This is a genomic window from Pseudoxanthomonas sp. SGNA-20 (assembly GCF_003931635.1).
Taxonomy (GTDB): domain Bacteria; phylum Pseudomonadota; class Gammaproteobacteria; order Xanthomonadales; family Xanthomonadaceae; genus Pseudoxanthomonas.
Map to the genome: position 1 here is coordinate 56,959 of NZ_RRYK01000004.1, position 23,781 is coordinate 80,739.

Sequence of the window (23,781 nt, forward strand, 5' to 3'; positions counted from 1 at the left end):
TGCGCATCAGTACGGGAATTCCCGCCAGCCGCGCCCGTCGAACGCCTCCAGCGGGCGGAAGCGGCGCTTGTAGTCCATCTTGGCGTGGCCGTCGATCCAGTAGCCCAGGTACAGGTGGGCCAGGCCCTCGCGCCGCGCCCATTCCAGCTGGCGCAGGATCGCCAGCGTGCCCAGGCCGCGCGCGGCCTCCTCCGGCTCGTAGAAGGTGTAGACCGCCGACAGCCCGTGCGGGGCGCGGTCGGTCACCGCCACCGCCAGCAGCCGGCCGGGTCCGCTGCTGCCCGGCGCCGGCGGTTCGCGCAGCTCCAGGAAGCGGGTGTCCGACCAGGCGCCGACCAGGAACTGGTCGAACTCGGCGGTGCCGTGGTCGTCCATGCCGCCGTCGCGGTGCCGCGCCAGCAGGTAGCGGTGGTAGAGGTCGAAGTGCTCGTCGGTGCGGCGCGCCGGCACGATCCGCGCGCTGATGTCGGCATTGCGGCGCAGGCAGCGGCGCTGGCTGCGGTCCGGCTGGAACCGCTGCACCGGGATGCGCACCGCCACGCAGGCGCGGCAGGCGGCGCAGGAGGGGCGGTAGACGATGTCGCCCGAGCGGCGGAAGCCCCATTCCAGCGCCTGCGGATAGACCAGCCCCAGGCGCGGGTCGCGCGGGTCCAGCACCAGGTCGCGGGCCTCGCGCTCGGGCCAGTAGCCACAGGGATGGCTGCCGGTCTGGTACAGGCGCAGGTCATCGGCGGGGGAGGTGTCGTGGCCCATGGCGATGCGGTCGGCGGATGCGCCCAGCATAGCGCCGCCATCCGCGCCGGGCCGGCGCTCCAGCCCGGCTGGTGGCTGAACGGGTCCGCCCGCGGGGTCAACGGGGGCCGGGCAGCGGCGTTTTCCCCGTCGTGGCCATCACGTCACGCACGACTGGAGACAAACACGTGAACAAGACCCCTTACCTGATCGCAGCCACGCTGCTGGCCATCACCGCCGGTGCCGCCCTGGCCCAGGAAACCGCGGCGCCTGCCGCCACGGGCAAGCCGCGCGCGGCGCTGGACGCCAACAAGGACGGCGTGATCGATCGCAGCGAGGCCGCGGCGCATCCGCGCCTGGCCGGGCGCTTCGACCAGCTGGACCGCAACAAGGACGGCAAGCTGCAGCGCGACGAGCTGCCGCGCATGAAGCACGGCCGCCACGGGGGCCGCGGCGGCCACGGCGGCTTTGGCTTCGGTTTCGCCGGCCCGGACGTGGATGCCGACAAGGACGGCCGCATCAGCAAGGCCGAGGCCCTGGCCGCGGCGACCGCGCGGTTCGAGCGCATGGACGCCAACAAGGACGGCTTCATCGACCAGGCCGACCGCGAGGCCTGGGCCAAGCAGCGCCGCGAGGCCTGGTTCAAGGCCGTGGATACCGACGGCGACGGCAAGCTGAGCCAGGCCGAGCTGGACGCGGCCAAGGCCAGGCGCGGTGCGCGCGCGGCCGGTGCCCCGGCACCGCAGCCTGCGGCGAAGTAAGAAGTAACAGGCGCCTAGCGCGGCGCCTGCGGCGACGGCTCCGCGGAGCCGTCGGTGGCCGGCGGGGCGGGGGAGATGCGGATGCGGATCTCCTCTTCCCCGCCGTCCTGCGTCTGCGCGGCTGCTTCCACCGGCGCGGGCGCGGCCGGCACGGGCGCCGGCGCCGGGCGGCGCAGCCAGATGAACACCGCCGCCGCGGCGATCACCGCCAGCAGGCCGATGCGCAGGCGCCAGGCCCAGCGGTTGCCCGCCGGCTTGTCGCCGGCCAGTTCCAGCGGCGCGAACGCGCTCGGTGGCAGGTCCGCGTAGGTGCGGGTGGTGGCCAGCAGGCCGTGCTGGCGCAGCAGTTCGCGCGCGCGCGGCTGGTCCTCGGGGATGCGCACCCACACCGCCGGCTGCTTGTTCGGCGCCACCGGTTCGGCGTAGCTGAACTGGCCGCTGCGGCGGCTGTGGTAGGAGCGCGGCTGGCTGATGTGCACCGGGATGCCGGCTTCCTCCAGCAGCCTGGCCACGCCTTCGACGGTTTCCAGCCGCTGGCTGGTGAAGATCTGGCGCATGGGTCTACTCCGGCGCCGGCACGGCGCGTGCGGCCTTGCCGTCGGACACCACCCGGATCAGGCCTTCCTGGGCGGTGCTGGCCACCAGGCGGCCCTGGCGGTCGAAGATCTGCCCGCGTGCCAGGCCACGCGAGGACTGCGAACTGGGGCTGTCCAGCGAATACAGCAGCCATTCGTCGGCGCGGAACGGGCGGTGGAACCACAGCGCGTGGTCCAGCGAGGCCATCTGCACGTTGGGCGTGTAGTAGCTGATCCCGTGCGGGAAGGTGGCCGTGCCCAGCAGGTGGAAATCGGAGGCGTAGGCCAGCAGCGCCTGGTGCAGCTCGGCCGGGATGTCGCCGACGTTCTCGCGCAGGCGGAACCAGACCTGCTGGTAGGGCGGGCGCTTGGGCGGGTTGAGCTCGTCGCGCGGGTACACGTGGCGGAACTCGAACGGCCCGCCGCGCGACAGCCAGCGCTGGACCTTGGTCGGCAGGGTGGCCATCACGTCGGCCGGCACCGGCTCGGCCGGGGCGATGTCCTCCGGCTGCGGCACCTCCGGCATCTTCAGCTGGTGCTCGGCGCCGCTCTCGCCGTCCTGGAACGACGCGGCGCAGAAGAAGATCACCTTGCCGTGCTGGATCGCGGTGACCCGGCGCACGGAGAAGCTGCCGCCGTCGCGGGTGCGGTCCACGTCGTACACGATCGGGTGGTCGATGTCGCCGGCGCGCAGGAAGTAGGCGTGCAGCGAGTGCACCTGGCGGCCGTTGTCGATCGTGGCCTGGGCAGCGGCCAGGGCCTGGCCCAGGACCTGCCCGCCGAACACGTAGCGGGTGCCGATGTCGCGGCTCTGCCCGCGGAAGAGGTTGTCCTCCAGCCGTTCCAGGGCAAGCAGGTCGATCAGTTCGGATACCACGGGACCAAGGACGGCGGACACGGGGCGGGCCAGCTCGGGAAGGAACGGGCGATTATACCGGCCAGGCGCGCACGCCCCGGTGGGCGCGGCCCGCGCTCAGGCCGGCGGCAGCGGATCGGGCAGGCGCTGCAGCGGCACCGCGGCCAGTACCCGCTCCCAGGGAAAGCGCGGGCCCGGGTCGCGCTTGCGCGGCACCTGCAGCGAGGGATCGTCGCTGGCCGGCACCCGCTCGCGGTCCAGGTCCTCGTGCCCGGCGATGTAGCGCAGCGCCGGCAGGGTTTGCGCCAGCCGCCGCAGCAGCGCGACCAGCGCCTCCAGCTGCGGTTCGGTGTAGGGCTCGTCCATGGCCTGGTGGCGCGAGTCCAGCCAGTGCGGCCAGCGGCCGCGGTTGACCAGCTCGATCCCGACCGCGCGCTCGTTCCAGCCGCGCACGTGGTGGGCGACGCGTTCCTCGGGCACGTAGCGCAGCACGGTGCCGTCGCGGTCGACGTAGTAGTGCCCGCTGTTGCCGGTGCCGCTGGCATGCAGAACGCGCTCGCCGTACTCGCGCGCGGTGGCCAGGTCCGGCAGTTCGGTGCAGTGGATCACCACCAGGTCGACCTGCCCCGGCGCCCGGCGCGCCAGCCGTTCCACGTAGGGCAGCGGCTGGTCGATGACGGTCGGTGCGGGCAGGGGCGGCATGGGGCGGGATGCTAGCATCCGCGCATGCCTGCACTTTCCCGACCTCCCGCGGACAGCCCGCTGGGACAACTGATGTCGACCCTGCCGCGCGCCGGCCGGGTCGAGTGGATCGGCCTGCGCCCGGCGCGCGGCGTGCCCATGCGCGAGGTGGACAGCGCCGAGGCCGTGGTCGGTGCCGGCCTGGCCGGCGATCGCTACAAGGGCGGCAGCGGCAAGCGCGACGTGACCCTGCTCCAGGCCGAGCACCTGCCGGTGATCGCGGCCCTTGCCGGGCACGACGCGGTCGCCCCGGCGACCCTGCGCCGCAACCTGGTGGTTTCCGGGATCCCGCTGGTGGCGCTCAAGGGCCGCCGCTTCCGCATCGGCGAGGTGGTGCTGGAAGGCACCGTGCCCTGCGATCCGTGCTCGCGCATGGAGGACGCGCTGGGCCCGGGCGGATTCAATGCCATGCGCGGCCATGGCGGCCTGTGCGCGCGGATCGTCTCCGGCGGCACCCTGCGCGTGGGCGACGCGGTCGTGCCGCTGGCGGAGGAGGGTGCATGAGCCGCGGCCACTGCATCCTCTCGCACGGCTTCGAAAGCGGTCCGGACGCGACCAAGGTCACCGCCCTGGCCGCCGCGGCCGAGACCCTGGGCTTCACCACCGAGCGCCCTGACTACACCGACCTGGACGCACGCAGCGACATCAGCCGTGTCGGCGACGTACCCGCGCGCCTGCAACGCCTGGTGGAACTGGCGACCCGCGCGGTCGAGCGCGGCGGGCCGGTGGTGCTGGGCGGTTCCAGCCTGGGCGCCTACATCTCCGCGCTCGCCTCGCTGCAGGTGCCGACCCGCGCGCTGTTCCTGATGGTGCCGCCGCTGGAGATGGGGCCGATGCCGCGGCTCGATGCCGCGCCGGTGCCGCTGTCGGTGGTGCATGCCTGGCACGACGAGATCATCCCGGCGATGGGTGTCGTCGAGTGGGCGCGCGCGCGTTCGGCGCGGCTGCTGCTGCTGGACGACAGCCACCGCCTTTCGGCGCACGTGGAAACCACCGCGCGCGCCTTCGCCGAACTGCTGGAAACCCTCTAGGCCCGCTGGTCCCGCACGGATCGCGGGTCGTGTCCGGTTCAGCCCGGCGCGCCCGCGCCGCGCTAGCATGCGCGGCCTGCAGACCCTGCTGGAGGATGCGTCCGATGCGCCACTGATGCCGCCGTCACCGACGGCCCGAGTCTCCGCCGCCCGCGTGGCCGGCCGGAGGTCCATGGCATCAATCCGGAGCGCATATGTCGCATCCATTCCTGGCGCTGGAAGGCGTCAGCCATCAGCTGGCCGACGGCCGGATCCTGTTCGAAGACCTGCATGAGCGGTTCGATGCGCGCCCCACCGCGCTGGTCGGACGCAACGGCGTGGGCAAGAGCGTGCTGGCCGGAATCCTCGCCGGCACCATCGCGCCGACCCGCGGACGTTGCCTGCGCAGCGGGCGCGTGCACTTCCTGCCGCAGCAGGCCAGCCCGGCGCCGGGCGCCACCGTTGCCGGCCTGGCCGGCGTGCATGAACCGCTGGCGGCATTGCGCCGGATCGAGGCCGGCAGCAGTGATCCGGAGGATTTCGCGCTGGTCGGCGAGCGCTGGGACCTGCGCGCCAGGCTCGAGGCGGCGCTGCATGCCCAGGGGCTGCAAGGCCTCGACCCGGACACCCCCGCCACGCGGCTGAGCGGGGGCGAGGCGATGCGCGTGGCCCTGGCCGGCGCATGGCTGTCCGACGCCGATTTCCTGGTCCTCGACGAGCCCGGCAACCACCTCGACCGTGGCGCGCGCCTGCGCCTGCTGCAACAGCTGCGGCAATGGCCGCGCGGCCTGCTGGTGGTCAGCCACGACCGCGCCCTGCTGCGGGAGATGGCGCGGGTGGTCGAACTGGTCCCCACTGGCCTGCGCAGCCATGGCGGTGGCTTCGCCGAGTACCTGGAGCAGCGGAAGCTCGCGGACGATGCCGCCCGGCGCGAGCTGGAGCACGCGCGGGCCGCACGCGCGCGCCAGCGGCGCGAGGCCGCGCTGCAGCTGGAGCGCGAGCAGCGGCGGCAGGCGCGCGGCGAACGCCGGCGCAGCGAGGCCAACCAGGCGGCGATCCTGCTCGACCGCCAGCAGCAGCGCAGCCAGCGCTCGGCCGCGCGCCGCGCGCTGGTGCGCGGGCAGCTGGCGGCGCAGGCCGACCAGCGCGTGCGCGAGGCCGCGGCCAGGATCACGGACGCGGCGCCAGTGGCGATGTCCGCCCCGCTGCCGGCGGCCGCGGCGCAGCGGCGGGTCGCGGTGCTGGACGCGGTGCTGCCGCCATACCCGCCCGGCATGGCGCCGCTGTCCCTGGTGATCCTGGGCACGCAGCGGATCGGCGTCGTCGGCGACAACGGCAGCGGCAAGTCGACCCTGTTGCGGATCCTGGCCGGCAAGGTGGCGCCGGCGCAGGGCCAGTGCCGCGTGCACGGCAGCGTCGCCCTGCTGGACCAGGACCTGGCCGCATTGCCGGCCCGTGCCACCGCGCTGCAGGCACTGCGCCAGGCGGCGCCGGGCGTGGGCGAGGGCGTCCTGCGCACGCGCCTGGCGCTGCTCGGCCTGGATGCCGCGCGCATCGCCACGCCGGCGGCGGCACTCAGCGGCGGCGAGCGCCTCAAGGCGGCGCTGGCCTGCGTGCTTTACGCCGCCCACCCGCCGCAGCTGCTCCTGCTCGACGAGCCGGACAACCACCTCGACCTGGCATCGAAGGAGGCGCTGGAGCAGGTGCTGCGCGAGTATCCGGGCGCGCTGGCGGTGGTCTCCCACGACGAGGATTTCCTCGGCCGCCTGGGCCTGGACACGCGGCTGGAAGCCGGTGCCGGCGCCTGGGAGGCCAGGCCATGGTGAGCCGCGCGGGGCCGTCGGGCTGGCGCCGCCGCGCCCGATGCCCGACCATTCGCATCCCATGCCGATGCCCGTCGCCGCCCCCGCGGCCGGGCGGCCCTGACCGCGAGTCCGCTTCCCGATGAAGTTCTTCGTTTCCTGCGCCAAGGGCCTGGAATACCTGCTTGCCGACGAACTGGTCGCGCTGGGCGCCAGCCGCGCCACCGCCGCGGTCGCCGGTGCCAATGCCGAGGGCAGCCTGGCCGATGCGCAGCGCGCCGTGCTGTGGTCGCGCCTGGCCAGCCGCGTGCTGTGGCCGCTGGCCACGTTCGACTGCCCGGACGAGCAGGCGCTGTACGCCGGCGCGGCCGCGCTGCCGTGGACCGAGCACCTGGCCGAGGGCCAGACCCTGGCGGTCGATGCCCACGTGTCGGGCGAAGCCATCACCCATGCGCGCTTTGCCGCGCAGCGGGTCAAGGACGCGGTGGTCGACGTGTTCCGCGCCCGGGGGCAGGAGCGCCCGTCGGTGGACGTGGACGCGCCGGACCTGCGCCTGAACCTGTCGCTGCGCAAGGGCAAGGCCACCCTGTCGGTGGACCTGGGCGGCGGCGCCCTGCACCGGCGTGGCTGGCGCAGCGCGCAGCACGAGGCGCCGCTGAAGGAGAACCTGGCCGCGGCGGTGTTGCTGCGCGGCGGCTGGCCGCGGCTGTACGCCGAGGGCGGTGCACTGCTGGATCCGATGTGCGGCAGCGGCACGCTGCTCATCGAGGGCGCGTTGATGGCCGCCGACGTCGCCCCTGGCCTGGGCCGCGTGCAGGCCGTGCCGGAGGTGGATGAGGCGGGGGTGGCCGATGATCGCTGGGCCGCCGCGCGCGGAAAGGCCGCCATGCCGGATGGTGCCGGCGACGCAGTGCCGCCACCCTCGCGCTGGCGCGGCTTCGACCTTGCGCAATGGAACGCGCTGGTGGCCGAGGCGCGCGAGCGCGCGCAAGCCGGCCTGGCGGCGCTGCGCCCGGTGTTCCATGGCAGCGACCTGGACCCGCGCGCGATCGAGGCCGCGCGCGCCAATGCCGCCCGCGCCGGCGTGGCGGCGGCGATCGACTTGCAGGTGGGCGACATCGATGCGCTGCCGCCGCAGGCCGCCGAACGCGGCCTGGTCGCATGCAATCCGCCCTACGACCGCCGCCTGGCCGCCGACGGCGCGCTGTACCGGCGCCTGGGCCAGGCCCTGCAGCGGGCGGTGCCGCAATGGCGCGCCAGCCTGCTGTGCGGCGATGCCGAGCTGGCGCATGCCACCGGCCTGCGCGCGGCGAAGAAGTACCAGCTGTTCAACGGCGCGCTGGAATGCGCGCTGGTCGTGTGCGACCCGGTGCAGGTGGCGCCGCGCGATGCCGCGCCGCGCGAGCTGTCCGAGGGCGCACGGATGGTCGCCAACCGCATCCAGCGCAACCTGCGCAAGCTCAAGGGCTGGCGCAACGGCGAGGGCGTGACCTGCTTCCGCGCCTACGACGCCGACATCCCCGAGTACGCCGCCGCGATCGACGTCTACGCCGAGGACGGCGGCGACGAACGCACCTTCCTGCACGTGCAGGAATACGCACCGCCGAAGGAGATCCCCGAGGCCGACGTGCGCCGCCGCCGCGGCGAGCTGCTGGCCGCCGCGCGCGCCAGCTTCGATGTGCCCCCGGAGCGGGTGGCGCTGAAGACCCGCGAGCGCGGCAAGGGCGGTTCCAAGTATGGCCGCTTCCAGCAGCACGGTGAGCGCTTCGTGGTGCGCGAGAACGGCGCGCGGCTGTGGGTGAACCTGTTCGAATACCTGGACACCGGCCTGTTCCTCGACCACCGCCCGCTGCGCCGGCGCATGGCCAAGGAGGCCAAGGGCAGGCGCTTCCTCAACCTGTTCTGCTACACCGGCGTGGCCAGCGTGCAGGCCGCGGTGGCCGGCGCGGCGCAGACGACCAGCGTGGACCTGTCGGCCACCTACCTGCAGTGGTGCGCGGACAACCTGGCGCTCAATGGCCTCGGCGGCACCGCGCACCGCCTGGTGCAGGGCGACGCGCTGTCCTGGCTGGAGGCCGACCGCGGCTGGTACGACGTGATCTTCTGCGACCCGCCGACCTTCTCCAATTCCGCGCGCGCCGAGGACTTCGACGTGCAGCGCGAGCACGTGCGCCTGCTGCGAGCGGCGACGGCGCGGCTGGCGCAGGGCGGGGTGCTGTACTTCTCCAACAACTTCCGCCGCTTCCGCCTGGACGCGGAGGCGGTGGCGCAGTTCGCCGAATGCGAGGAGATCAGCGCCTCGACCATCCCGGCGGACTTCGAGCGCAACCGGCGCATCCACCGCGCCTGGCGCCTGACCCACGCCTGATGCGGAAGCGGCCCGGGATCGCTCCCGGGCCGCCATTGGCGCCAGCGTGCGCGCGGCTCAGTCGCCGACCAGCAGCAGCAACTGCCCCAGCGGGCTGTTGAGCTGCAGCGCAAGCGCGCCCTCGTCCACCAGCGAGGCGGCGGTGCGGCTGAAGTCCGGCGGCGTGGCGCGGTAGTCGGCGTCGTCGGGCAGGGTGTTGCGCACCACGTAGCCCATCAGCACGTTGACGATCTCGCCCAGCGCGTCCACCGCCAGCTCGCTGTCGCACTGTTCGCTGGGCATGCGCAGGAAGGCGCAGGCCAGTGCCTGCAGGGTGGCGCGGTCGCAGGACAGGCCCACGCGCAGGCTGCGCTCGCCGCTGATGCGCACGTGCGCGGTGTACGGCCAGGTCGCGGTGGGCAGGGCGTCGTCGACCAGGCCGGCCGGCTGGCACTGGGTGCCGAGCATGCGCGGGAACAGGCGCACGCACAGTTCGGTCGCCTCCTGGGCCAGCGCGCCCAGGCGGTGGCCGGCCAGGGCGCCGGCCAGCTCCTCGTTGCCGGCCTGCTGCTCGGCGCGGTGTTCGGCCAGCGCCTGCTCCAGGGTCTCGGCGTCGAGCACGCCCTGTTCGACCAGGACCTGGCCGAACAGCTTGCACCCGGCCTTCTGCGCCGACAGCAGCGCCTCGACCTCCTGCGCGTCGAGCAGGCCCAGCTCGATGGCGATGTCGCCGAAGCGCCGGTCCTCGGCGCGCTGGCGCTCGTTGATGCGGCGCGCCTGCGCCTCGGTCAGCAGGCCCTGGCGCACGGCCAGTTCGCCCAGCAGGGGATTGGAGGCGCGCTGCGCCTCGGTGGCCGCCAGCAGCTGCTGCGGCGTGATCAGGCCGCGTTCCAGCAGGAACTGGCCCAGGAACTTGACTGCCATGTGGTGCTCCGGTGGTGTGGGCCGGCCGCTCAGGCCAGGACTTCACGGAGCACGCGCTCCATGACTTCCGGGTCGATCGGCTTCTGCAGGTAGGAGCGGGCGCCGTTGCGCAGGCACTGCTCGATGTCGGCCTGGGCTCCCAGCGAGCTGAGGATCACCACCCTGGCCTGCGGGTCCTCGGCGAGGATGGCGGCCAGCGCCTGGCGGCCGTCGCATTCGGGCATCACCAGGTCCAGCAGCACCAGGTCCGGCTTCAGGGTGCGGTACTGCGCCAGCGCTTCGTTGCCATTGCCGGCCTCGCCCACGACCTGGAACCCGGCCTCCTCCAGCTGGCTGGCGGCCAGCATGCGCAGGGCGCGCGAGTCGTCGCAAAGCAGCACGGTCGGTCGTGCGGTCGTCATCAGATTTTTTCCCCCGTTGATGGGCCGCATGGGGCCCCGATCGGCTTATCGGCCGGCGTGCCGGATACTTGAGGGGTCGGTTCGTGACCGCGGTGGGAGGGCTGCCGTGACCTGCGCGGCGTTGCCGCCGGAACTCGCCGAGGATGCGGACGGGGAAGGGGACGGCCGGGCGGCCGGGCATCGCTCCGGCGCTCAGCCCTCCAGCAGGACGATGGCCGCGTGCAGCAGCAGGCCGATCAGCCCGCCGACCAGGGTGCCGTTGTAGCGGATGTACTGCAGGTCGCGGCCCACGCCCAGTTCCAGCTCGCGCACCAGGTGGCGCTCGTCCCAGCCCTTGACCGTCTGGGCGATGTAGTCGGTGACGCCGCCGCGCAGGCGCAGCGCCAGCTTCTCGGCCCCGCCCATCACATGCTGGTTGATCGCCTCGCGCAGTTCCGGATCGCGGCCCAGCGCGGCGCCCAGCCCGGCCAGCGAACTGTCCAGGTGCGAGGCCAGCACCCCGTCCTCCTGCTCCAGGTCCTGGCGCAGCGCGGCGTGGACCTGGTCCCACAGCCCGCTGACGTATTCCTGCACGCTGGGATGGGCGATCAGCTGCTGCTTGATCTGCTCCACCCGCTGCGCCAGCGCCGGGTCCCCGCGCAGGCGTTGCACGTAGCCCTGCAGCCACTGTTCGTAGTCGCGGCGCAGCGGATGCTCCGGCTGCACCAGGATCTCGTTGAGCTCGTCCAGCAGGGCGCGGGCGATGCGCTCGGCCATGCGGTCGGCGATGCCTTCCACCGGCTTGACCCAGTCCACCGTGCCCACCAGCCGCGGCCACTCGCGGCGGGCGTGCCTGACCAGCATGGCGGAGGCGCGCTGCTTGATGTCCTCGCTGTCCAGGTAGCGGCCAAGCCGGCGCAGGGCCTCATCCAGCACCTCCTGGTGGCGGCCGTCGGCGGTCAGCAGGCCGAGCACGTCGCCGGCGGTGGCCGAGGCGTCCCAGGCGTGCAGGCGCGCGATCACGAACTCGCGGATGCGCTCGCGCACCGCGCGCTCGTCCAGCAGGTCCAGCGCCTGCAGCGTCCAGCCGCGGGCCATGCCGGCCAGCTTGCGCGACTGCTCCGGGCGCGACAGCCACTGGCCCAGGCGCTCGGCAGGATCGAACACCTCCAGCCGCGCCAGCAGGGTCTGCGGCTCGAGGAAGTGGTCGCGCACGAACGCGGCCAGGCTGTCGGCAATGCGCGCCTTGCTGCGCGGGACGATGGCGGTATGCGGGATCGGCAGGCCCAGCGGGCGGCGGAACAGGGCCACCACCGCGAACCAGTCGGCCAGCGCGCCGACCGTGGCCGCCTCGCAGAACGCCGAAACCCAGGCCCACGCGCCCTGGTTGCCCATCACGTGGCTGGTGGCGAAGCCGGCGACCATCGCCAGCAGCATCGCCAGAGCGATGGCCTTCATGCGGCGCAGCTGCGCGGGGCGTGGATCCTGTGTGCTCATGCGGTTCCCGTGGGCATGCCTCCCGCCGCGCCCGGCGCGGTGGCACATGGCAAGGCAGTGTAGCGGCACCGGGGTGTAGCCCGGACAAGGCCGGAGGCTGCATCCGTGGCGCACGCAAGCCGCCCGCCGTGAGGCGGAAGACGTGCTAGCGCATCGTCGGCATCACGAACTCGGCGCCGGATGCACCTTCGGGCCAGCGCGCGGTGATGGTGCGCAGGCGGGTGAAGAAGCGCACGCCATCGGGGCCGTGCATGTGCAGCGGGCCGAACAGCGAGCGCTTCCAGCCGCCGAAGCAGTGGAACGCCATCGGTACCGGGATCGGCACGTTGATCCCGACCATGCCCGCCTGCACCCGCCGCGCATACTCGCGCGCGGCGCCGCCGCTGCGGGTGAACACCGCGGTGCCGTTGCCATACTCGTGGCTGTCGACCAGTGTCAGCGCGGCCTCGAAGTCGGGCACGCGCACCACGCACAGCACCGGGCCGAAGATTTCCTCGCGCCACAGGCGCATGCCTGGCTGCACATGGTCGAACAGACTGCCGCCCAGGAAGAACCCGGGACCGGAAGCGCAGGGATGGCGGCGACCATCGACCACCAGGGTGGCGCCGTCGGCCACGCCGGCGTCGATCGCAGCGCGCACCCGCGCGCGGTGCGCGGCGTCGACCAGCGGGCCCATGTCCGGATCCTCGATGCCCGGGCCGATGCGCAGGTTGCGCACGCGTTCGGCCAGCGCCGCGACCAGGGCATCGGCGACCTGGTCGCCCACGCACACCGCCACCGAGATCGCCATGCAGCGCTCGCCGGCCGAGCCGTAGGCCGCGCCCAGCAGGGCGTCGGCCGCCAGCGCCACGTCCGCGTCCGGCAGCACCACGGCGTGGTTCTTGGCCCCGCCCAGGGCCTGCACGCGCTTGCCGCGCTCGCTGCCGCGCGCGTACAGCGCCGCGGCCACCGGGGTGGAGCCGACGAAGGACAGGGCCTGCACCCGCGGCTCGTCCAGCAGCGCCTCGACCGCGCCGCGGTCGCCGTTGACCACGTTGAACACGCCCTCCGGCAGCCCCGCCTCGGCGAACAGGCCGGCCAGGTGCAGGGCCGCCGAGGGCACCTTCTCCGAAGGCTTGAGCACGAAGCTGTTGCCGCAGGCCAGCGCCACCGGCGCCATCCACAGCGGGACCATGGCCGGGAAGTTGAACGGGGTGATGCCGGCGACCACGCCCAGCGGCATGCGCTCGCTCCAGCTGTCCACGTCGCGGCCCACCGCGGCCGAGTACTCGCCCTTGAGCAGGTGCGGGATGCCGGAGGAAAACTCCACCACCTCCATGCCGCGGGTGACCTCGCCGCGTGCATCGGACAGGGTCTTGCCGTGCTCGGCGGTGATCAGCCGCGCCAGCACGTCGGCATCGCGCTCGAGCAGCGCCCGCAGCCGGAACATCACCCGCGCCCGTTGCAGCGGCGGCGTGGCCGCCCACGCCGGGAACGCGGCCTGGGCCGCATCCACCGCCGCGCGCACCTCGGCGCCGGAGGCCAGCGGCACCTGCGCGGCCACCTGGCCGGTGGCCGGGTCGAACACGTCGCCGTGGCGGCCGCCGGTGCCGGGCCGGGCCTGGCCGCCGATGTAGTGGTGCAGCTGTCGGGTCATGGCAGCTCCTTCGGATGTGGCCGGCGCGGCCTCAGGGGGCCAGTGCCTCGGTGGCCTGGGTATGGGGAAGCGAAAGCGCGTCGGCCACCGCGCGGTGGGTGATGCGCCCGGCATGCACGTTCAGCCCGTTGCGCAGGTGCACGTCGTCGGCCAGCGCCTGCACCAGGCCCTTGTCGGCCAGCTCCAGCACCCGCGGCAGGGTGGCGTTGGTGAGCGCGAAGGTCGAGGTTCGCGCCACCGCGCCGGGCATGTTGGCCACGCAGTAGTGGATGATCCCGTCGACCTCGTAGGTCGGTGCGTCGTGGGTGGTCGGGCGGCTGGTCTCGAAACAGCCGCCCTGGTCGATGGCCACGTCCACCAGCACCGAGCCCGGGCGCATCAGCGCCAGCTGTGCGCGGGTGACCAGCCGCGGCGCGGCGGCGCCGGGCACCAGCACCGCGCCGACCACCAGGTCGCTGCGCGGCAGGCGGTCGTCGATCGAATCGCGGGTGGAATAAAGCGTGGCGATGCGGTCGCCGTACAGTTCGTCGATCTGGCGCAGCCGCTCCAGCGAACGGTCCACGACGGTCACCCGCGCGCCCAGGCCCATGGCCATGCGCGCGGCGTTGAGCCCGACCGTGCCGCCGCCGAGCACCAACACCTCGGCTGGGGCCACGCCGGGCACGCCGCCCAGCAGCACGCCGGAGCCGCCCTGCGCCTTTTCCAGCGCATGCGCGCCGGCCTGGATGGCCATGCGCCCGGCGACCTCGCTCATCGGCGCCAGCAGCGGAAGCCCGCCGCCGGCGTCGGTCACGGTCTCGTAGGCGATGGCGGTCGCGCCGGAGGCCAGCAATGCCTCGGCCTGGGCACGGTCGGGGGCCAGGTGCAGGTAGGCGAACAGCACCTGGCCGGGGCGCAGCATCGCGCACTCGTCCGGCTGCGGCTCCTTGACCTTCACCACCAGCTCGGCGCGGGCGTAGACCTCGGCGGCGCCGTCCACCAGCTGCGCGCCGGCGGCCTCGTAGGCCTCGTCGGCCAGGCCTGCGCCCAGCCCGGCGCCACGCTGCACCAGCACCTGGTGGCCGCGGGCGGACAGTTCGCGCGCGCCGGCCGGGGTGAGGCCGACGCGGTATTCATGGACCTTGGTTTCGGTGGGGACGCCGACGAGCATGGGCGGTTCTCCGTTGCGGAAGCCTTGCCGGCGTCACAGCGTCGCCAGCACCTCGCCCAGCATCGAGAACATGTCGTCGATGTGCCGTCGTTCCACGATCAGCGGTGGCGACAAGGCGATGGTGTCGCCGGTGGTGCGCACCAGCAGGCCCTTGCGGAAGGCCTGTTCCAGCACCTGGTAGCCGCGCGCGCCGGGTGCACCGTCCTGCGGCGCCAGCTCGATCGCGCCGATCAGGCCGTAGTTGCGGATGTCGATGATGTGCGGGCTGCTGCCGCGCAGCGCATGCAGGCCGTCGGCCCAGTAGTCCTCCAGTTCCAGCGCGCGGGTGAGCAGGCCTTCCTCGGCATAGGTATCGAGCGTGGCCAGGGCCGCGGCGCAGGCCAGCGGATGGCCGCTGTAGGTGTAGCCATGGAACAGGTCGATCGCCCCTTCCGGGCCCTGCATGAAGGCCTCATGCACGCGATCGGACACGAACACCGCGCCCATCGGCACGCAGCCGGAGGTCAGGCCCTTGGCCACGGTCATCATGTCCGGGGTGACCCCGAAGCGCTGCGCCGCGAACGGCGCGCCGACGCGGCCGAAGCCGGTGATCACCTCGTCGAAGACCAGCAGGATGCCGTAGTTGTCGCAGATCTCGCGCAGGCGCTGCAGGTAGCCCGGCGGCGGCAGGATCACCCCGGCCGAGCCGGAGATCGGCTCCACGATCACCGCGGCGATGGTGGACGGGTCGTGCAGCTGCACCAGCCGCTCCAGGTCCTCGGCCAGCTCCACGCCGTGCGGCGGCAGGCCACGCGAGAACGCATTGCGGGCGATGTCCAGGGTGTGGCGCATATGGTCCACCCCTGGCAGGCCGGGGCCGAACCACTTGCGGTTGTTGGGCAGGCCGCCGACCGAGATGCCGCCGAAGCCGACGCCGTGGTAGGCCTTCTCGCGGCCGATCAGCTTCGTGCGCTGGCCCTCGCCGCGGGCGCGGTGCCAGGCGATGGCGATCTTCAGCGCGGTATCCACCGACTCGGAGCCGGAGTTGGTGAAGAACACATGGTCCAGCGGCCGCGGCGCCAGTTCCTTCAGCCGCCCGGCCAGCTCGAACGGCAGCGGCGAGCCCATCTGGAAGTGCGGGGCGAAGTCCATGGTCGCGGCCTGGCGCGCGATCGCCTGGACGATGCGTGGGCGCGCATGGCCGGCGTTGCAGCACCACAGCCCGGCGGTGCCGTCCAGGATCGGGCGGCCCTCGACGTCGCGGTAGTACATGCCCTCGGCCGCGGCCAGCAGGCGCGGGCTGCGCCTGAACTGGCGGTTGGCGGTGAACGGCATCCAGAAGGCGTCCATCGACGCCGGGGCGGTCAGTCCCGGTGCGGTCGCTCCGGGAGCGGGGAAGGCGTCGTCACGACTCATGCGCAGGCTCCGTTCGGGAGGGCGGGGCCGGCACCCGCCTGGGCGGGGGCCGTTCGATAAATTCAACGCTGGGGTGAGTCTAAGCCAAAAAATTGACCTTGGCGGGGTGCCATGTAAAGTATCCGGCAACACGCCGGCGCGTCCGGCAGCGGAGCAGACCTACGCGGATGGACATCGGCGCACGCCTGCAGCGGGTACGCACGGCCCGCGGCCTCAGCCAGCGCGAGCTGGCCCGTCGCGTGGGCGTCACCAACAGCACGATCTCGCTGATCGAGCAGAACAAGGTCAGTCCCTCGGTCAGCTCGCTGAAGAAGGTGCTGGACGGCATCCCGATCTCGCTGGCCGACTTCTTCACCCAGGACCTGGATCCCGGCGAGCCGGAGCAGCCGTTCTACGCGGCGGCCGAACTGCCGGACGTGGGCAACAACGACATCCACTATTTCCTGGTGGGCCAGCGCCGGCCGCAGCGGCAGATGTGCATCCTGCGCGAGGTGATGCCGCCGGGCAGCGACACCGGCGAGGCCATGCTGGTGCACGAGGGCGAGGAGGGCGGCGTCATCGTCTCCGGCCAGGTCGAGGTGACCGTCGGCAGCCAGGTGCGCGTGCTCGGGCCCGGCGACGCGTACTACTTCGAGAGCCGGATCCCGCACCGTTTCCGCAACGTGGGCGAGGGCGAGGCGGTGATCGTCAGCGCCAACACGCCGGCGACGTTCTGAGGCGCAGCATGGACCGCGAGCAGGCCGAACGCACCGCCGGCACCCCGCTGGAGCCGGCGCGCGCCTGCCGCGCGCGTGGAGCGGCGCGCAGCCCCGCCACCGCAAGCCGCGGTCCGTGCTGCTGGCGGCGTCCGCCATCCCGGGCCGCGCTGCGCCGGCCCGCGCCAGCGGCGTGCCTTCCACCGGGGCACTGGCGGCGCCCGCGATCCGCAAGCGCCTGCCGGCCTGGGTCGGCCTGCCTGCGTGGCTGGTCGGGCTGTGGTGGTTCCGGCCGCCGCCCAGGCCGGCACATATCGAAGCACTCTGACCGGCCCGCCGGTCATTCCCTTTAGAGAATCCGGAGGCGATCCATGTCCACCCCACGTACCCGCGCCGACTGGCAGGCCATGGCCGACGGGCTGCAACTGCGCACCCGCGCCTTCATCGACGGCCAGTACGTCGATGCGGCCGACGGCCGTACCTTCGCCTGCACCAGTCCGATCGACGGCCGCGTGCTGGGCCAGGTGGCGCGCTGCGGCCAGGCCGACGTCGAGCGCGCGGTGCGCGCGGCGCGGCGCAGCTTCGAGGCCGGGCACTGGTCGCGGGCCAAGCCGGTCAAGCGCAAGAAGGTACTGCAGAGGCTGACCGCGCTGATCGAGCAGCACGCCGACGAGCTGGCCCTGCTGGAAACCCTGGACATGGGCAAGCCGATCGACGACGCGCGCAACGTCGACCTGGCCGCCACCATCCGCTGCTTCGGCTGGACCGCCGAGGCGCTGGACAAGGTCTACGGCGAGGTCGCGCCCACCGGCGAGGACGAACTGGGCCTGGTCACCCGCGAACCGCTGGGCGTGGTCGCCGCGATCGTGCCGTGGAACTTCCCGCTGCTGATGGCGGCCTGGAAGCTGGCCCCGGCGCTGGCCATGGGCAACTCGGTGGTGCTCAAGCCCTCGGAGAAGTCGCCGTTGAGCGCGCTGCGCCTGGCCGAGCTGGTGGCCGAGGCCGGCATCCCCGAAGGCGTGTTCAACGTCCTGCCCGGCTACGGCCAGGAAGCGGGCGAGGCCCTGGCCCTGCACATGGACGTGGACGGGCTGGTGTTCACCGGTTCCACCGCGGTGGGCAAGCGCCTGCTGCAGTGCGCCGGCCTGTCCAACATGAAGCGCGCGTACATGGAGTGCGGCGGCAAGAGCCCGAACATCGTGTTTGCCGATGCCCCCGACCTGGACAAGGCGGCCGAGGCCGCGGCGGTGGGCATCTTCTACAACCAGGGCGAGGTCTGCACCGCGGCCTCGCGCCTGCTGGTGGAGCGCAGCATCAAGGACGAGTTCGTCGCCCGCGTGGTCGAGGCCGGCCGCAAGATGCAGCCGCGCCACCCGCTGGAGCCGGGCGCGCCGATGGGCGCCCTGGTCGACGAGACCCAGACCAGGCGCGTGCTGGACTACATCGCCAGGGGCCAGGCCGAGGGCGCGAAGCTGGCCCTGGGCGGCAAGCGCATCGCCCCAGTGGAAGGTGGCTGCTATGTCGAGCCGACCGTGTTCGACGAGGTGCGCCCGGAGCACACCATCTCCCGCGAGGAGATCTTCGGCCCGGTGCTGGCGGTGATCCCGTTCGACGACGAGGCCCAGGCACTGGAGATCGCCAACGACACCGAGTACGGCCTGGCCGCCGGCGTGTGGACCGCCAACCTCGCCCGCGCCCACCGCGTCGCCCGCGGTCTGCGCGCCGGCAGCGTCTGGGTCAACTACTGGGACGGCGGTGACATGACCGCGCCCTTCGGCGGCTACAAGCAGTCCGGCAATGGCCGCGACAAGTCGCTGCACGCCTTCGACAAGTACACCGAGATCAAGGCCACCTGGATCAACCTGGCGGATTGAGCCGCGGTGCCACCGCCCGCGGAGGCAGCGCGCGGCACGCCTGCGTGCCATTGCTGCGTGCCGGCCGCGTTCGCCATGGCCATCGTGCTGCTGGTGGCGACGGTCCTGACGATGCACCGGGTACGCAAGGCGCAGCGCGCGCAACGGATGGAGGCAGGCCCAGGGCGCGCGGGCCCATGCCATCCGGGCGATTGCGTGCTCGCCGCGCAGGTGGTCTTCGGCTACGTCTGCCCGCGCCATGCCGTGGTGGCCGTCGCCGCGGTCCAGCGTTTCCGCCGCCGGCCCCGCGGGGGACGGCGCCACCGGCGGTTCACGCCGCCTCCTGTGCCGCAGGCGTATGTAGGGGACGGGGCGACTTAGGGCTTATATCCAGGTTCCCTTCCACGATGCATGCTGGACCGCCCCAGGCCCGTCGCCACCGATTCCTCCGCTTGCCGCCTGTTTGGAGTCCCCTGCATGCAGTCACCCGCCGCCAGCCAATCCAAAGCTGCCGCACAGCTGGAAGACCGGTGGGAAGCGCTTGACAAGGCCATGGCGCTGGCGGAGTTCTCGCTCGACGGCCGGCTCATCTCCGCCAATCCCAGGTTCCTGGCCCTGCTGCGGCTGGCGCCGGAGCACGTGGGCACGTTGCACCATGCCCAGCTGTGCCCGGCGGGCCAGGCGCAAAGCCAGGCCTACGAGGCGATGTGGCAGTCCCTGTGTGCCGGCCACGAGTTCTCGGGCGTGGTCGAGCGGCTGTGCAGCGACGGCAGTTCCTGCTGGCTGGAAGCGCTCTATGCCCCGGTGCGCGACAGGCAGGGCGTGGTCAACCACATCATGATGGTCGCCACCGATGTCACCCAGAGCAAGCGCACGGAGCTGGCAAGGCGGGACCACCTGTGGCGCCTGTCGCTGGTGGCCGACACCACCGATGCGGCGATCGTGATCACCGACGCGAATTCGCGGGTGGTCTACAGCAGCGACGGCTTCCACCGCATGTTCGGCTGGACCCTGCGCGAGCTGCAGGACCAGAAGATGCTGGAACTGCTGGCGCGGCAATCGCCGGTCGAGTTGTTCGAGCGCATCCGCGGCGACCTGCGCCAGGGGCGTGCGGCGGAAATGGAAGAGGTGGTGACCGGCAAGGGCGGGCGGCGCTACTGGGGCAAGATCATCTGCAACCCCGTCATGGATGCCCAGGGCCAGTGGGCCTACACCGTTTCGGTGCTGCTGGACATCACCAAGACCAAGATCCACGAGGTGCTGCACCACCGCGCCCTGCAGGCCATGTCCAGCGACCTGCCGCTGATGCAGGTGCTGGAGGTGGTGTGCGAGGAGGTCGAGCGCCTGGCCCCGGAGGTGTGCGCGTCGATCCTGCAGGTGGACGAGCAGGGCCTGCTGCATCCGCTGGCCAGTCCCAGCCTCCCGTTCAGCTATTCCTCGCAGCTGGACGGCGTGCCGATCGGGCCGCAGGTGGGTTCCTGCGGTGCCGCCGCCTGGCGCAAGAGCCCGGTGCTGGTCACCGACATCGCCACCGATCCGCTATGGGCGGATTTCCGCCACCTGGTCCTGCCGCTGGGCTTCAATGTCTGCTGGTCCACGCCCATCCTGCGCAAGGATGGCAGGGTGCTGGGGACGTTCGCTTTCTATTACCGCCAGAACAGTCCGGTGGTGGCGTCCAGTTTCCACCAGCAGCTGGTGGAAGCCTGTACGGACCTTTGCGTCCTGGCCATGTAACGGGAGACGGCGCGCCAGCGGATCCGGCAGCTGGCGTTCCATGACGCGCTCACTGGCCTGCCCAACCGCAGCCTGCTGGAAACCCAGGTGGCGCTGCTGCTGGACGCGGCCCAGGAGAGCGTCCAGCGCGTGGCCGTCCTGCACGTGGACCTGGACCGCTTCAAGAGCATCAACGACTCCCTCGGGCATGCCAGCGGCGATGCACTGCTGCGGGAAGTGGCCGTGCGCGCCAGGGAACTGGTGCACCAGGGCGGCGTGGCGGGGCGCCTGCCGGGCGATGAGTTCGTCCTGGCCCTGCCCCTGCGTGCCGGGGAGGAGGTCAATGCCCTGGTCGAGCGCTGGCAGGCGCACCTGGTGCGCATGCTGCAGCTGCCCGATGCCCGGGTGGACCTGAGCGTCAGCGTGGGCGTGGCCATGTATCCGCAGGACGGTACGGCCGGCTGGCGCAGGGCTACCGCTTCGCCAGGCAGATGGCGCCGCAGGACCTGCCGGGCTGGATCGCGGGGCAGGGCATCGCTGCTCCGGGCGCCTGATACCGCCTGCGCTGGCCAGCCAGGCCTGGTGGAGCAGCGCCCGGCCGAACGCGCGCGGCGCAGCGGCAGGATGGAGGGGCGGCCAGTGCGGCCAATCCCGGCGCAGGCAATCGTGCGAACCGTTGGCGGATGTCGATCGCCAGGGGAATGGGTTCCCGCATGGCTCCACCTGCCGCGGCAATCTCCGGGAGGCCACCTGCACGCAACGGGAGCACGCTGGCGTTCGATCTCCCCAAAGCTGGAGCCTGCCTGGGCATTGCCGTCCCGTGGCGTTCGCGGGCACCGTTTCGAGGAGCTTGCGGGCCGGGTGTCCGGGCGAGGGGTTTTCGCGCAAGCGGGCCATGAACGGGTGAGCGTCATGGCCCCGGGCGTTCCTGCCGTGGCGGGCAGGCCTGCCTGCACGTGAACCCGCCCCTGTCCGCGGGTTGTCCGGCGTGGCAGCAGCCGGTTACGGTTCGTCGGTTGCCTGAAACCGGGAACCACCCACGGAGGACGCTCGCTCGATGAAGACCCAGTATTACGTGGCTTCCACCCTCGATGGATTCATTGCTACGGAGGGCGACTCGCTGGATTGGCTGTTCCCCTTGGGCAGCCTGGAGGAGTCCAGCTATCCAGAGTTCATCCGTGATGTCGGTGCGTTGGCCATGGGGGCGGCGACGTACGAGTGGATGCTGCGCAACGCGGAAACGGTCGCCAGGGAAACGGGGTCTCCCTGGCCGTACACGCAGCCCGCCTGGGTATTCACCCGGCGCAACCTGCCAACTGTTCCAAATGCGGACATCAGGTTTGTGCAGGGCGACGTCGTCGCCGTCCACCGCGAGATGAGCAGGGTGGCGGATGGCAAGAACATCTGGGTCGTTGGCGGGGGAGACCTCGCCGGGCAGTTCCACGATGCCGGGCTGCTCGACGAGCTGATCGTCCAGATCGGTTCGGCGACCCTTGGCGCCGGCAAGCCATTGTTCCCGCGCCAGGTCCTGAGTCCGGCGCTGCACCTGGCATCCGTGCGGAAGCTGGGGGGCGAGATGGTCGAGCTGCGTTACCAGATCCGCAGGGACGCCGCAGCTGCAGGTTAGTTCCGTTTCCGGATGTCCGGCGAAGGGAATGCCGGCACCGGTTGCGCGGTGCCGGCATCGGCAGATGGCCTACTTCCTTGCCTTTCCGGCCTCGCGCGCGGCTGCGGTGATGGCGGTGGCCAGTAGGGCGCGAAGCAGGGTGTTCATGGCGATGTCCTTGGGTGGGCGCCGGCCGCTGCGGGGGCAGCGGCGAGGGGCGCGATGTATCGGGGCTTCAGTCAGCTGGCGAGGCGCAGCTCCACCTCGATGTTGCCGCGGGTGGCGTTGGAGTACGGGCAGACCTGGTGGGCCTGCCCGACCAGCGACTGCAGGGTGTCGCGATCGATCTCCGGAGCGGAGATGGTGAGCGTGGCCTGCAGGCCGAAGCCACCACCCAGCGGGCCGATGCCGATACCGGCGGTCACCGAGGTCGAGGCCGGCAGGGCGATCTTCTGCTTGCCGGCGACGAACTTCAGCGCACTGAGGAAACAGGCCGAATAGCCTGCGGCGAACAGCTGCTCCGGGTTGGTGCCGTCGCCACCCGTGCCGCCCAGTTCGCGCGGGGTGGACAGGGCCAGGTCGAGCCTGCCGTCGGAAGTGGAAGCACGGCCTTCGCGGCCGCCGGTGGAGGTGGCGGTGCCGGTGTAGAGGATCTTCTCGGGGGGCATGGTGGGCTCCTTGGATGGGGCCGGAGCGGCGCATCCGGCGAGGCCTACTGTGCCGCCGTCCCGCGGGCGCGGGCGGCCGTGGCGTCCGGAAAACTTGGCCGGGCGTCCGGGCAGGGCTGCGCGCCGGTTTGCGTGCGAGGTTGCGTCCACCGCACGGGCATGGCGCCTGTGATTAGGGCTGGACGGTGGTTTCCGTGCTCGTGACGCCGGTGTTCAGGCGCTCGTGCGCCCCGGGGATGCGCCGCGTTCACCTGCCGGCGTCGACCATCGCCTGGCCATCCAGGAAAGAGGACGCATCGATGAGGACACTGCTACTGCCGGCGCTGGTCGCCGCGCTTTGCCTGCCGGCATGCCGCCAGGAACACCCGGCCGACCCGGCGCGGGACAATCCCGCGCCCACCGCCGAAGCGCACCAGCCGGAGGCCGATGCACGCTACGCCACCGGCGCGCAGGAAACCCGGGTAGGCGAGGACCCGGAAGCCGACGAGCAGCGCCCCCGCGCCCAGCGTTGAGTCCGCGTACGGCCTTTGCAGCGACGTGCTGCGCTTCGCCTGCGGTCGCCCCACTTCCGTGGCCCTGCCACGCCACCCCCACCAATCACCAATCCCCGGATCCCGGCCTCAATAGAACATCGCCACCGGAGCCGGCGTAGCGGCCTCGGCCTTGTCGACCACGCCCGGGATTGGCTGGGACTGTGGGAACTGGCGGCGCAAGGTGTTCACGCCGTCCTGCGGCCGCGCCAGCTCGACCAGGTCGGCGCGGTCGCGGCGGCGTTCGTCGGTGGAGATGTCCATGCGCTTGTCGCGCTCGTCGACCAGTTCCGGCCGCACTTCGCCATCGCGGCTGAACGACCAGGCCAGCATCGCCGGGCCCAGCGGCATCCTGTCGCCGGGCTGCACGCCGTCTCGCGTGTGCCAGGTATGCCAGGTCTTGCCATAGCTGTTCATCTTGGAGCGCATCAGCTCCTTCTCCGCTGCCTCGGGCAGGTTGGGCGCGACCAGCTGGCCGGACAGGATCTCGCCGTTGTGCGGATGCCAGTAGCCGCGTTCGTCCTCCGGCAGCGACTCGTAAAGCGTCTCGGAGATGATGTACTCGATGCCGGTGAGGTTGGCCTCGGCCCCGTTGCCGTCGAACAGCGTGCACTGGGCGAAGTCCTCGTTGACCTGGCGGCAGAAGTGGTGCGCCTCCATCTGCTGCAACGGATGGTCCTTCATCGGATGGAAGCCGACCACGTACATGTCCATCTTTCCCAGCGGCCCATTGCCCTGCAGCAGGGCGGCGCCGGCCTCCAGGGCACTGGTACGGGCGGATTCGTCCGCGCCGGGCGGCGTTACCGCCGGATCGACGCGGTCGCCGCCGGTGCAGGCGGCAAGGGCGAGGGCCAGCAGGGGCAATGCGGCGCGGGTCCGGTGCATGGCGGGGGGCCTCCATCGGGGAGGC

Annotated in this window: 23 protein-coding genes; 11 read left to right on the top strand and 12 right to left on the bottom strand. The window is 72.3% G+C overall.

From position 1 onward, the window contains the following. Nucleotides 1-6: 6 nt before the first annotated feature. A complete protein-coding gene (locus EIM48_RS09025) occupies nucleotides 7-783 on the bottom strand; it encodes an arginyltransferase (RefSeq protein WP_019399474.1) in 777 nt (258 codons plus the stop codon). Between the two features lie 137 nt (nucleotides 784-920). Here EIM48_RS09025 and EIM48_RS09030 point away from each other — a divergent pair, with 137 nt between their 5' ends. Beyond that, nucleotides 921-1,493 (top strand): EF-hand domain-containing protein, encoded by a 573-nt coding sequence (locus tag EIM48_RS09030; RefSeq protein ID WP_019399475.1) that lies wholly within the window; start codon nucleotides 921-923, stop codon nucleotides 1,491-1,493. A gap of 14 nt (nucleotides 1,494-1,507) precedes the next feature. On the opposite strand, the gene EIM48_RS09035 is transcribed toward EIM48_RS09030, so the two are convergent. The 3 genes from EIM48_RS09035 to EIM48_RS09045 form a co-directional block, all read right to left on the bottom strand. Beyond that, nucleotides 1,508-2,050: a hypothetical protein gene (locus tag EIM48_RS09035; RefSeq protein WP_125076108.1), complete on the bottom strand. Its 543-nt coding sequence runs from the start codon at nucleotides 2,048-2,050 to the stop codon at nucleotides 1,508-1,510. A 4-nt stretch (nucleotides 2,051-2,054) separates the two neighbouring features. Beyond that, nucleotides 2,055-2,966 carry an acyl-CoA thioesterase II gene (tesB, locus tag EIM48_RS09040; protein WP_037034513.1) on the bottom strand — a complete coding sequence of 304 codons (912 nt, stop codon included), beginning with the start codon at nucleotides 2,964-2,966 and terminating at the stop codon, nucleotides 2,055-2,057. Between the two features lie 75 nt (nucleotides 2,967-3,041). After that, nucleotides 3,042-3,626, bottom strand: coding sequence for an N-acetylmuramoyl-L-alanine amidase (locus EIM48_RS09045; protein WP_125076109.1), 585 nt, complete (start codon nucleotides 3,624-3,626; stop codon nucleotides 3,042-3,044). A gap of 24 nt (nucleotides 3,627-3,650) precedes the next feature. On the opposite strand from EIM48_RS09045, the gene EIM48_RS09050 reads away from it, so the two are divergent. The 4 genes from EIM48_RS09050 to rlmKL all read left to right on the top strand — a co-directional run bounded on the left by EIM48_RS09050 (nucleotide 3,651) and on the right by rlmKL (nucleotide 8,845). Further along, a complete protein-coding gene (locus EIM48_RS09050; protein WP_125109019.1) occupies nucleotides 3,651-4,169 on the top strand; it encodes an MOSC domain-containing protein in 519 nt (172 codons plus the stop codon). Further along, complete coding sequence (locus EIM48_RS09055) at nucleotides 4,166-4,696, top strand: alpha/beta hydrolase (protein ID WP_019399480.1); 531 nt, start codon at nucleotides 4,166-4,168, stop codon at nucleotides 4,694-4,696. Before EIM48_RS09050 ends, EIM48_RS09055 begins: the two co-directional genes overlap by 4 nt. Before the next feature lie 194 nt (nucleotides 4,697-4,890). Then, nucleotides 4,891-6,501: an ATP-binding cassette domain-containing protein gene (locus tag EIM48_RS09060; protein ID WP_125111502.1), complete on the top strand. Its 1,611-nt coding sequence runs from the start codon at nucleotides 4,891-4,893 to the stop codon at nucleotides 6,499-6,501. 118 nt (nucleotides 6,502-6,619) lie between these two features. Next, nucleotides 6,620-8,845, top strand: a complete 2,226-nt coding sequence (gene rlmKL, locus EIM48_RS09065) for a bifunctional 23S rRNA (guanine(2069)-N(7))-methyltransferase RlmK/23S rRNA (guanine(2445)-N(2))-methyltransferase RlmL (RefSeq protein ID WP_125111503.1) — start codon at nucleotides 6,620-6,622, stop codon at nucleotides 8,843-8,845. Nucleotides 8,846-8,902: 57 nt separating this feature from the next. Here rlmKL and EIM48_RS15710 read toward each other — a convergent pair whose 3' ends face one another. The 6 genes from EIM48_RS15710 to EIM48_RS09095 form a co-directional block, all read right to left on the bottom strand. Next, nucleotides 8,903-9,748 (bottom strand): chemotaxis protein CheX, encoded by an 846-nt coding sequence (locus tag EIM48_RS15710; protein ID WP_125076113.1) that lies wholly within the window; start codon nucleotides 9,746-9,748, stop codon nucleotides 8,903-8,905. Nucleotides 9,749-9,777: 29 nt separating this feature from the next. Continuing rightward, nucleotides 9,778-10,149: a response regulator gene (locus EIM48_RS09075; protein ID WP_019397859.1), complete on the bottom strand. Its 372-nt coding sequence runs from the start codon at nucleotides 10,147-10,149 to the stop codon at nucleotides 9,778-9,780. 192 nt (nucleotides 10,150-10,341) lie between these two features. Next, complete coding sequence (locus EIM48_RS09080; RefSeq protein WP_125111504.1) at nucleotides 10,342-11,586, bottom strand: DUF445 family protein; 1,245 nt, start codon at nucleotides 11,584-11,586, stop codon at nucleotides 10,342-10,344. A 184-nt stretch (nucleotides 11,587-11,770) separates the two neighbouring features. Further along, on the bottom strand, nucleotides 11,771-13,261 hold the full coding sequence (locus EIM48_RS09085; RefSeq protein WP_125111505.1) for a CoA-acylating methylmalonate-semialdehyde dehydrogenase: 1,491 nt from the start codon (nucleotides 13,259-13,261) through the stop codon (nucleotides 11,771-11,773). Nucleotides 13,262-13,292: 31 nt separating this feature from the next. Further along, nucleotides 13,293-14,411 carry an alanine dehydrogenase gene (gene ald / locus EIM48_RS09090; protein ID WP_125111506.1) on the bottom strand — a complete coding sequence of 373 codons (1,119 nt, stop codon included), beginning with the start codon at nucleotides 14,409-14,411 and terminating at the stop codon, nucleotides 13,293-13,295. Nucleotides 14,412-14,444: 33 nt separating this feature from the next. Next, nucleotides 14,445-15,740, bottom strand: a complete 1,296-nt coding sequence (locus EIM48_RS09095; protein ID WP_125111571.1) for an aspartate aminotransferase family protein — start codon at nucleotides 15,738-15,740, stop codon at nucleotides 14,445-14,447. A gap of 233 nt (nucleotides 15,741-15,973) precedes the next feature. On the opposite strand from EIM48_RS09095, the gene EIM48_RS09100 reads away from it, so the two are divergent. From EIM48_RS09100 to EIM48_RS09120, 5 genes are all read left to right on the top strand, one after another. Beyond that, complete coding sequence (locus tag EIM48_RS09100; protein WP_019397864.1) at nucleotides 15,974-16,522, top strand: cupin domain-containing protein; 549 nt, start codon at nucleotides 15,974-15,976, stop codon at nucleotides 16,520-16,522. A 350-nt stretch (nucleotides 16,523-16,872) separates the two neighbouring features. Next, nucleotides 16,873-18,375 carry an aldehyde dehydrogenase gene (locus EIM48_RS09105; protein ID WP_028914862.1) on the top strand — a complete coding sequence of 501 codons (1,503 nt, stop codon included), beginning with the start codon at nucleotides 16,873-16,875 and terminating at the stop codon, nucleotides 18,373-18,375. A gap of 456 nt (nucleotides 18,376-18,831) precedes the next feature. Continuing rightward, on the top strand, nucleotides 18,832-20,088 hold the full coding sequence (locus EIM48_RS09110) for a GGDEF and EAL domain-containing protein (RefSeq protein WP_158675202.1): 1,257 nt from the start codon (nucleotides 18,832-18,834) through the stop codon (nucleotides 20,086-20,088). Nucleotides 20,089-20,118: 30 nt separating this feature from the next. After that, complete coding sequence (locus EIM48_RS09115) at nucleotides 20,119-21,027, top strand: GGDEF domain-containing protein (RefSeq protein WP_255416934.1); 909 nt, start codon at nucleotides 20,119-20,121, stop codon at nucleotides 21,025-21,027. Nucleotides 21,028-21,124: 97 nt separating this feature from the next. Further along, nucleotides 21,125-21,694 (top strand): dihydrofolate reductase family protein, encoded by a 570-nt coding sequence (locus tag EIM48_RS09120; protein WP_019397868.1) that lies wholly within the window; start codon nucleotides 21,125-21,127, stop codon nucleotides 21,692-21,694. A gap of 218 nt (nucleotides 21,695-21,912) precedes the next feature. On the opposite strand, the gene EIM48_RS09125 is transcribed toward EIM48_RS09120, so the two are convergent. Then, nucleotides 21,913-22,341 carry an organic hydroperoxide resistance protein gene (locus tag EIM48_RS09125; protein ID WP_125111509.1) on the bottom strand — a complete coding sequence of 143 codons (429 nt, stop codon included), beginning with the start codon at nucleotides 22,339-22,341 and terminating at the stop codon, nucleotides 21,913-21,915. A 299-nt stretch (nucleotides 22,342-22,640) separates the two neighbouring features. Between EIM48_RS09125 and EIM48_RS09130 the strand changes: the two genes are divergently transcribed. After that, nucleotides 22,641-22,853: a hypothetical protein gene (locus EIM48_RS09130; RefSeq protein ID WP_019397870.1), complete on the top strand. Its 213-nt coding sequence runs from the start codon at nucleotides 22,641-22,643 to the stop codon at nucleotides 22,851-22,853. A gap of 108 nt (nucleotides 22,854-22,961) precedes the next feature. On the opposite strand, the gene EIM48_RS09135 is transcribed toward EIM48_RS09130, so the two are convergent. Further along, a complete protein-coding gene (locus EIM48_RS09135; RefSeq protein ID WP_233581665.1) occupies nucleotides 22,962-23,756 on the bottom strand; it encodes an OBAP family protein in 795 nt (264 codons plus the stop codon). Nucleotides 23,757-23,781: the final 25 nt, after the last annotated feature.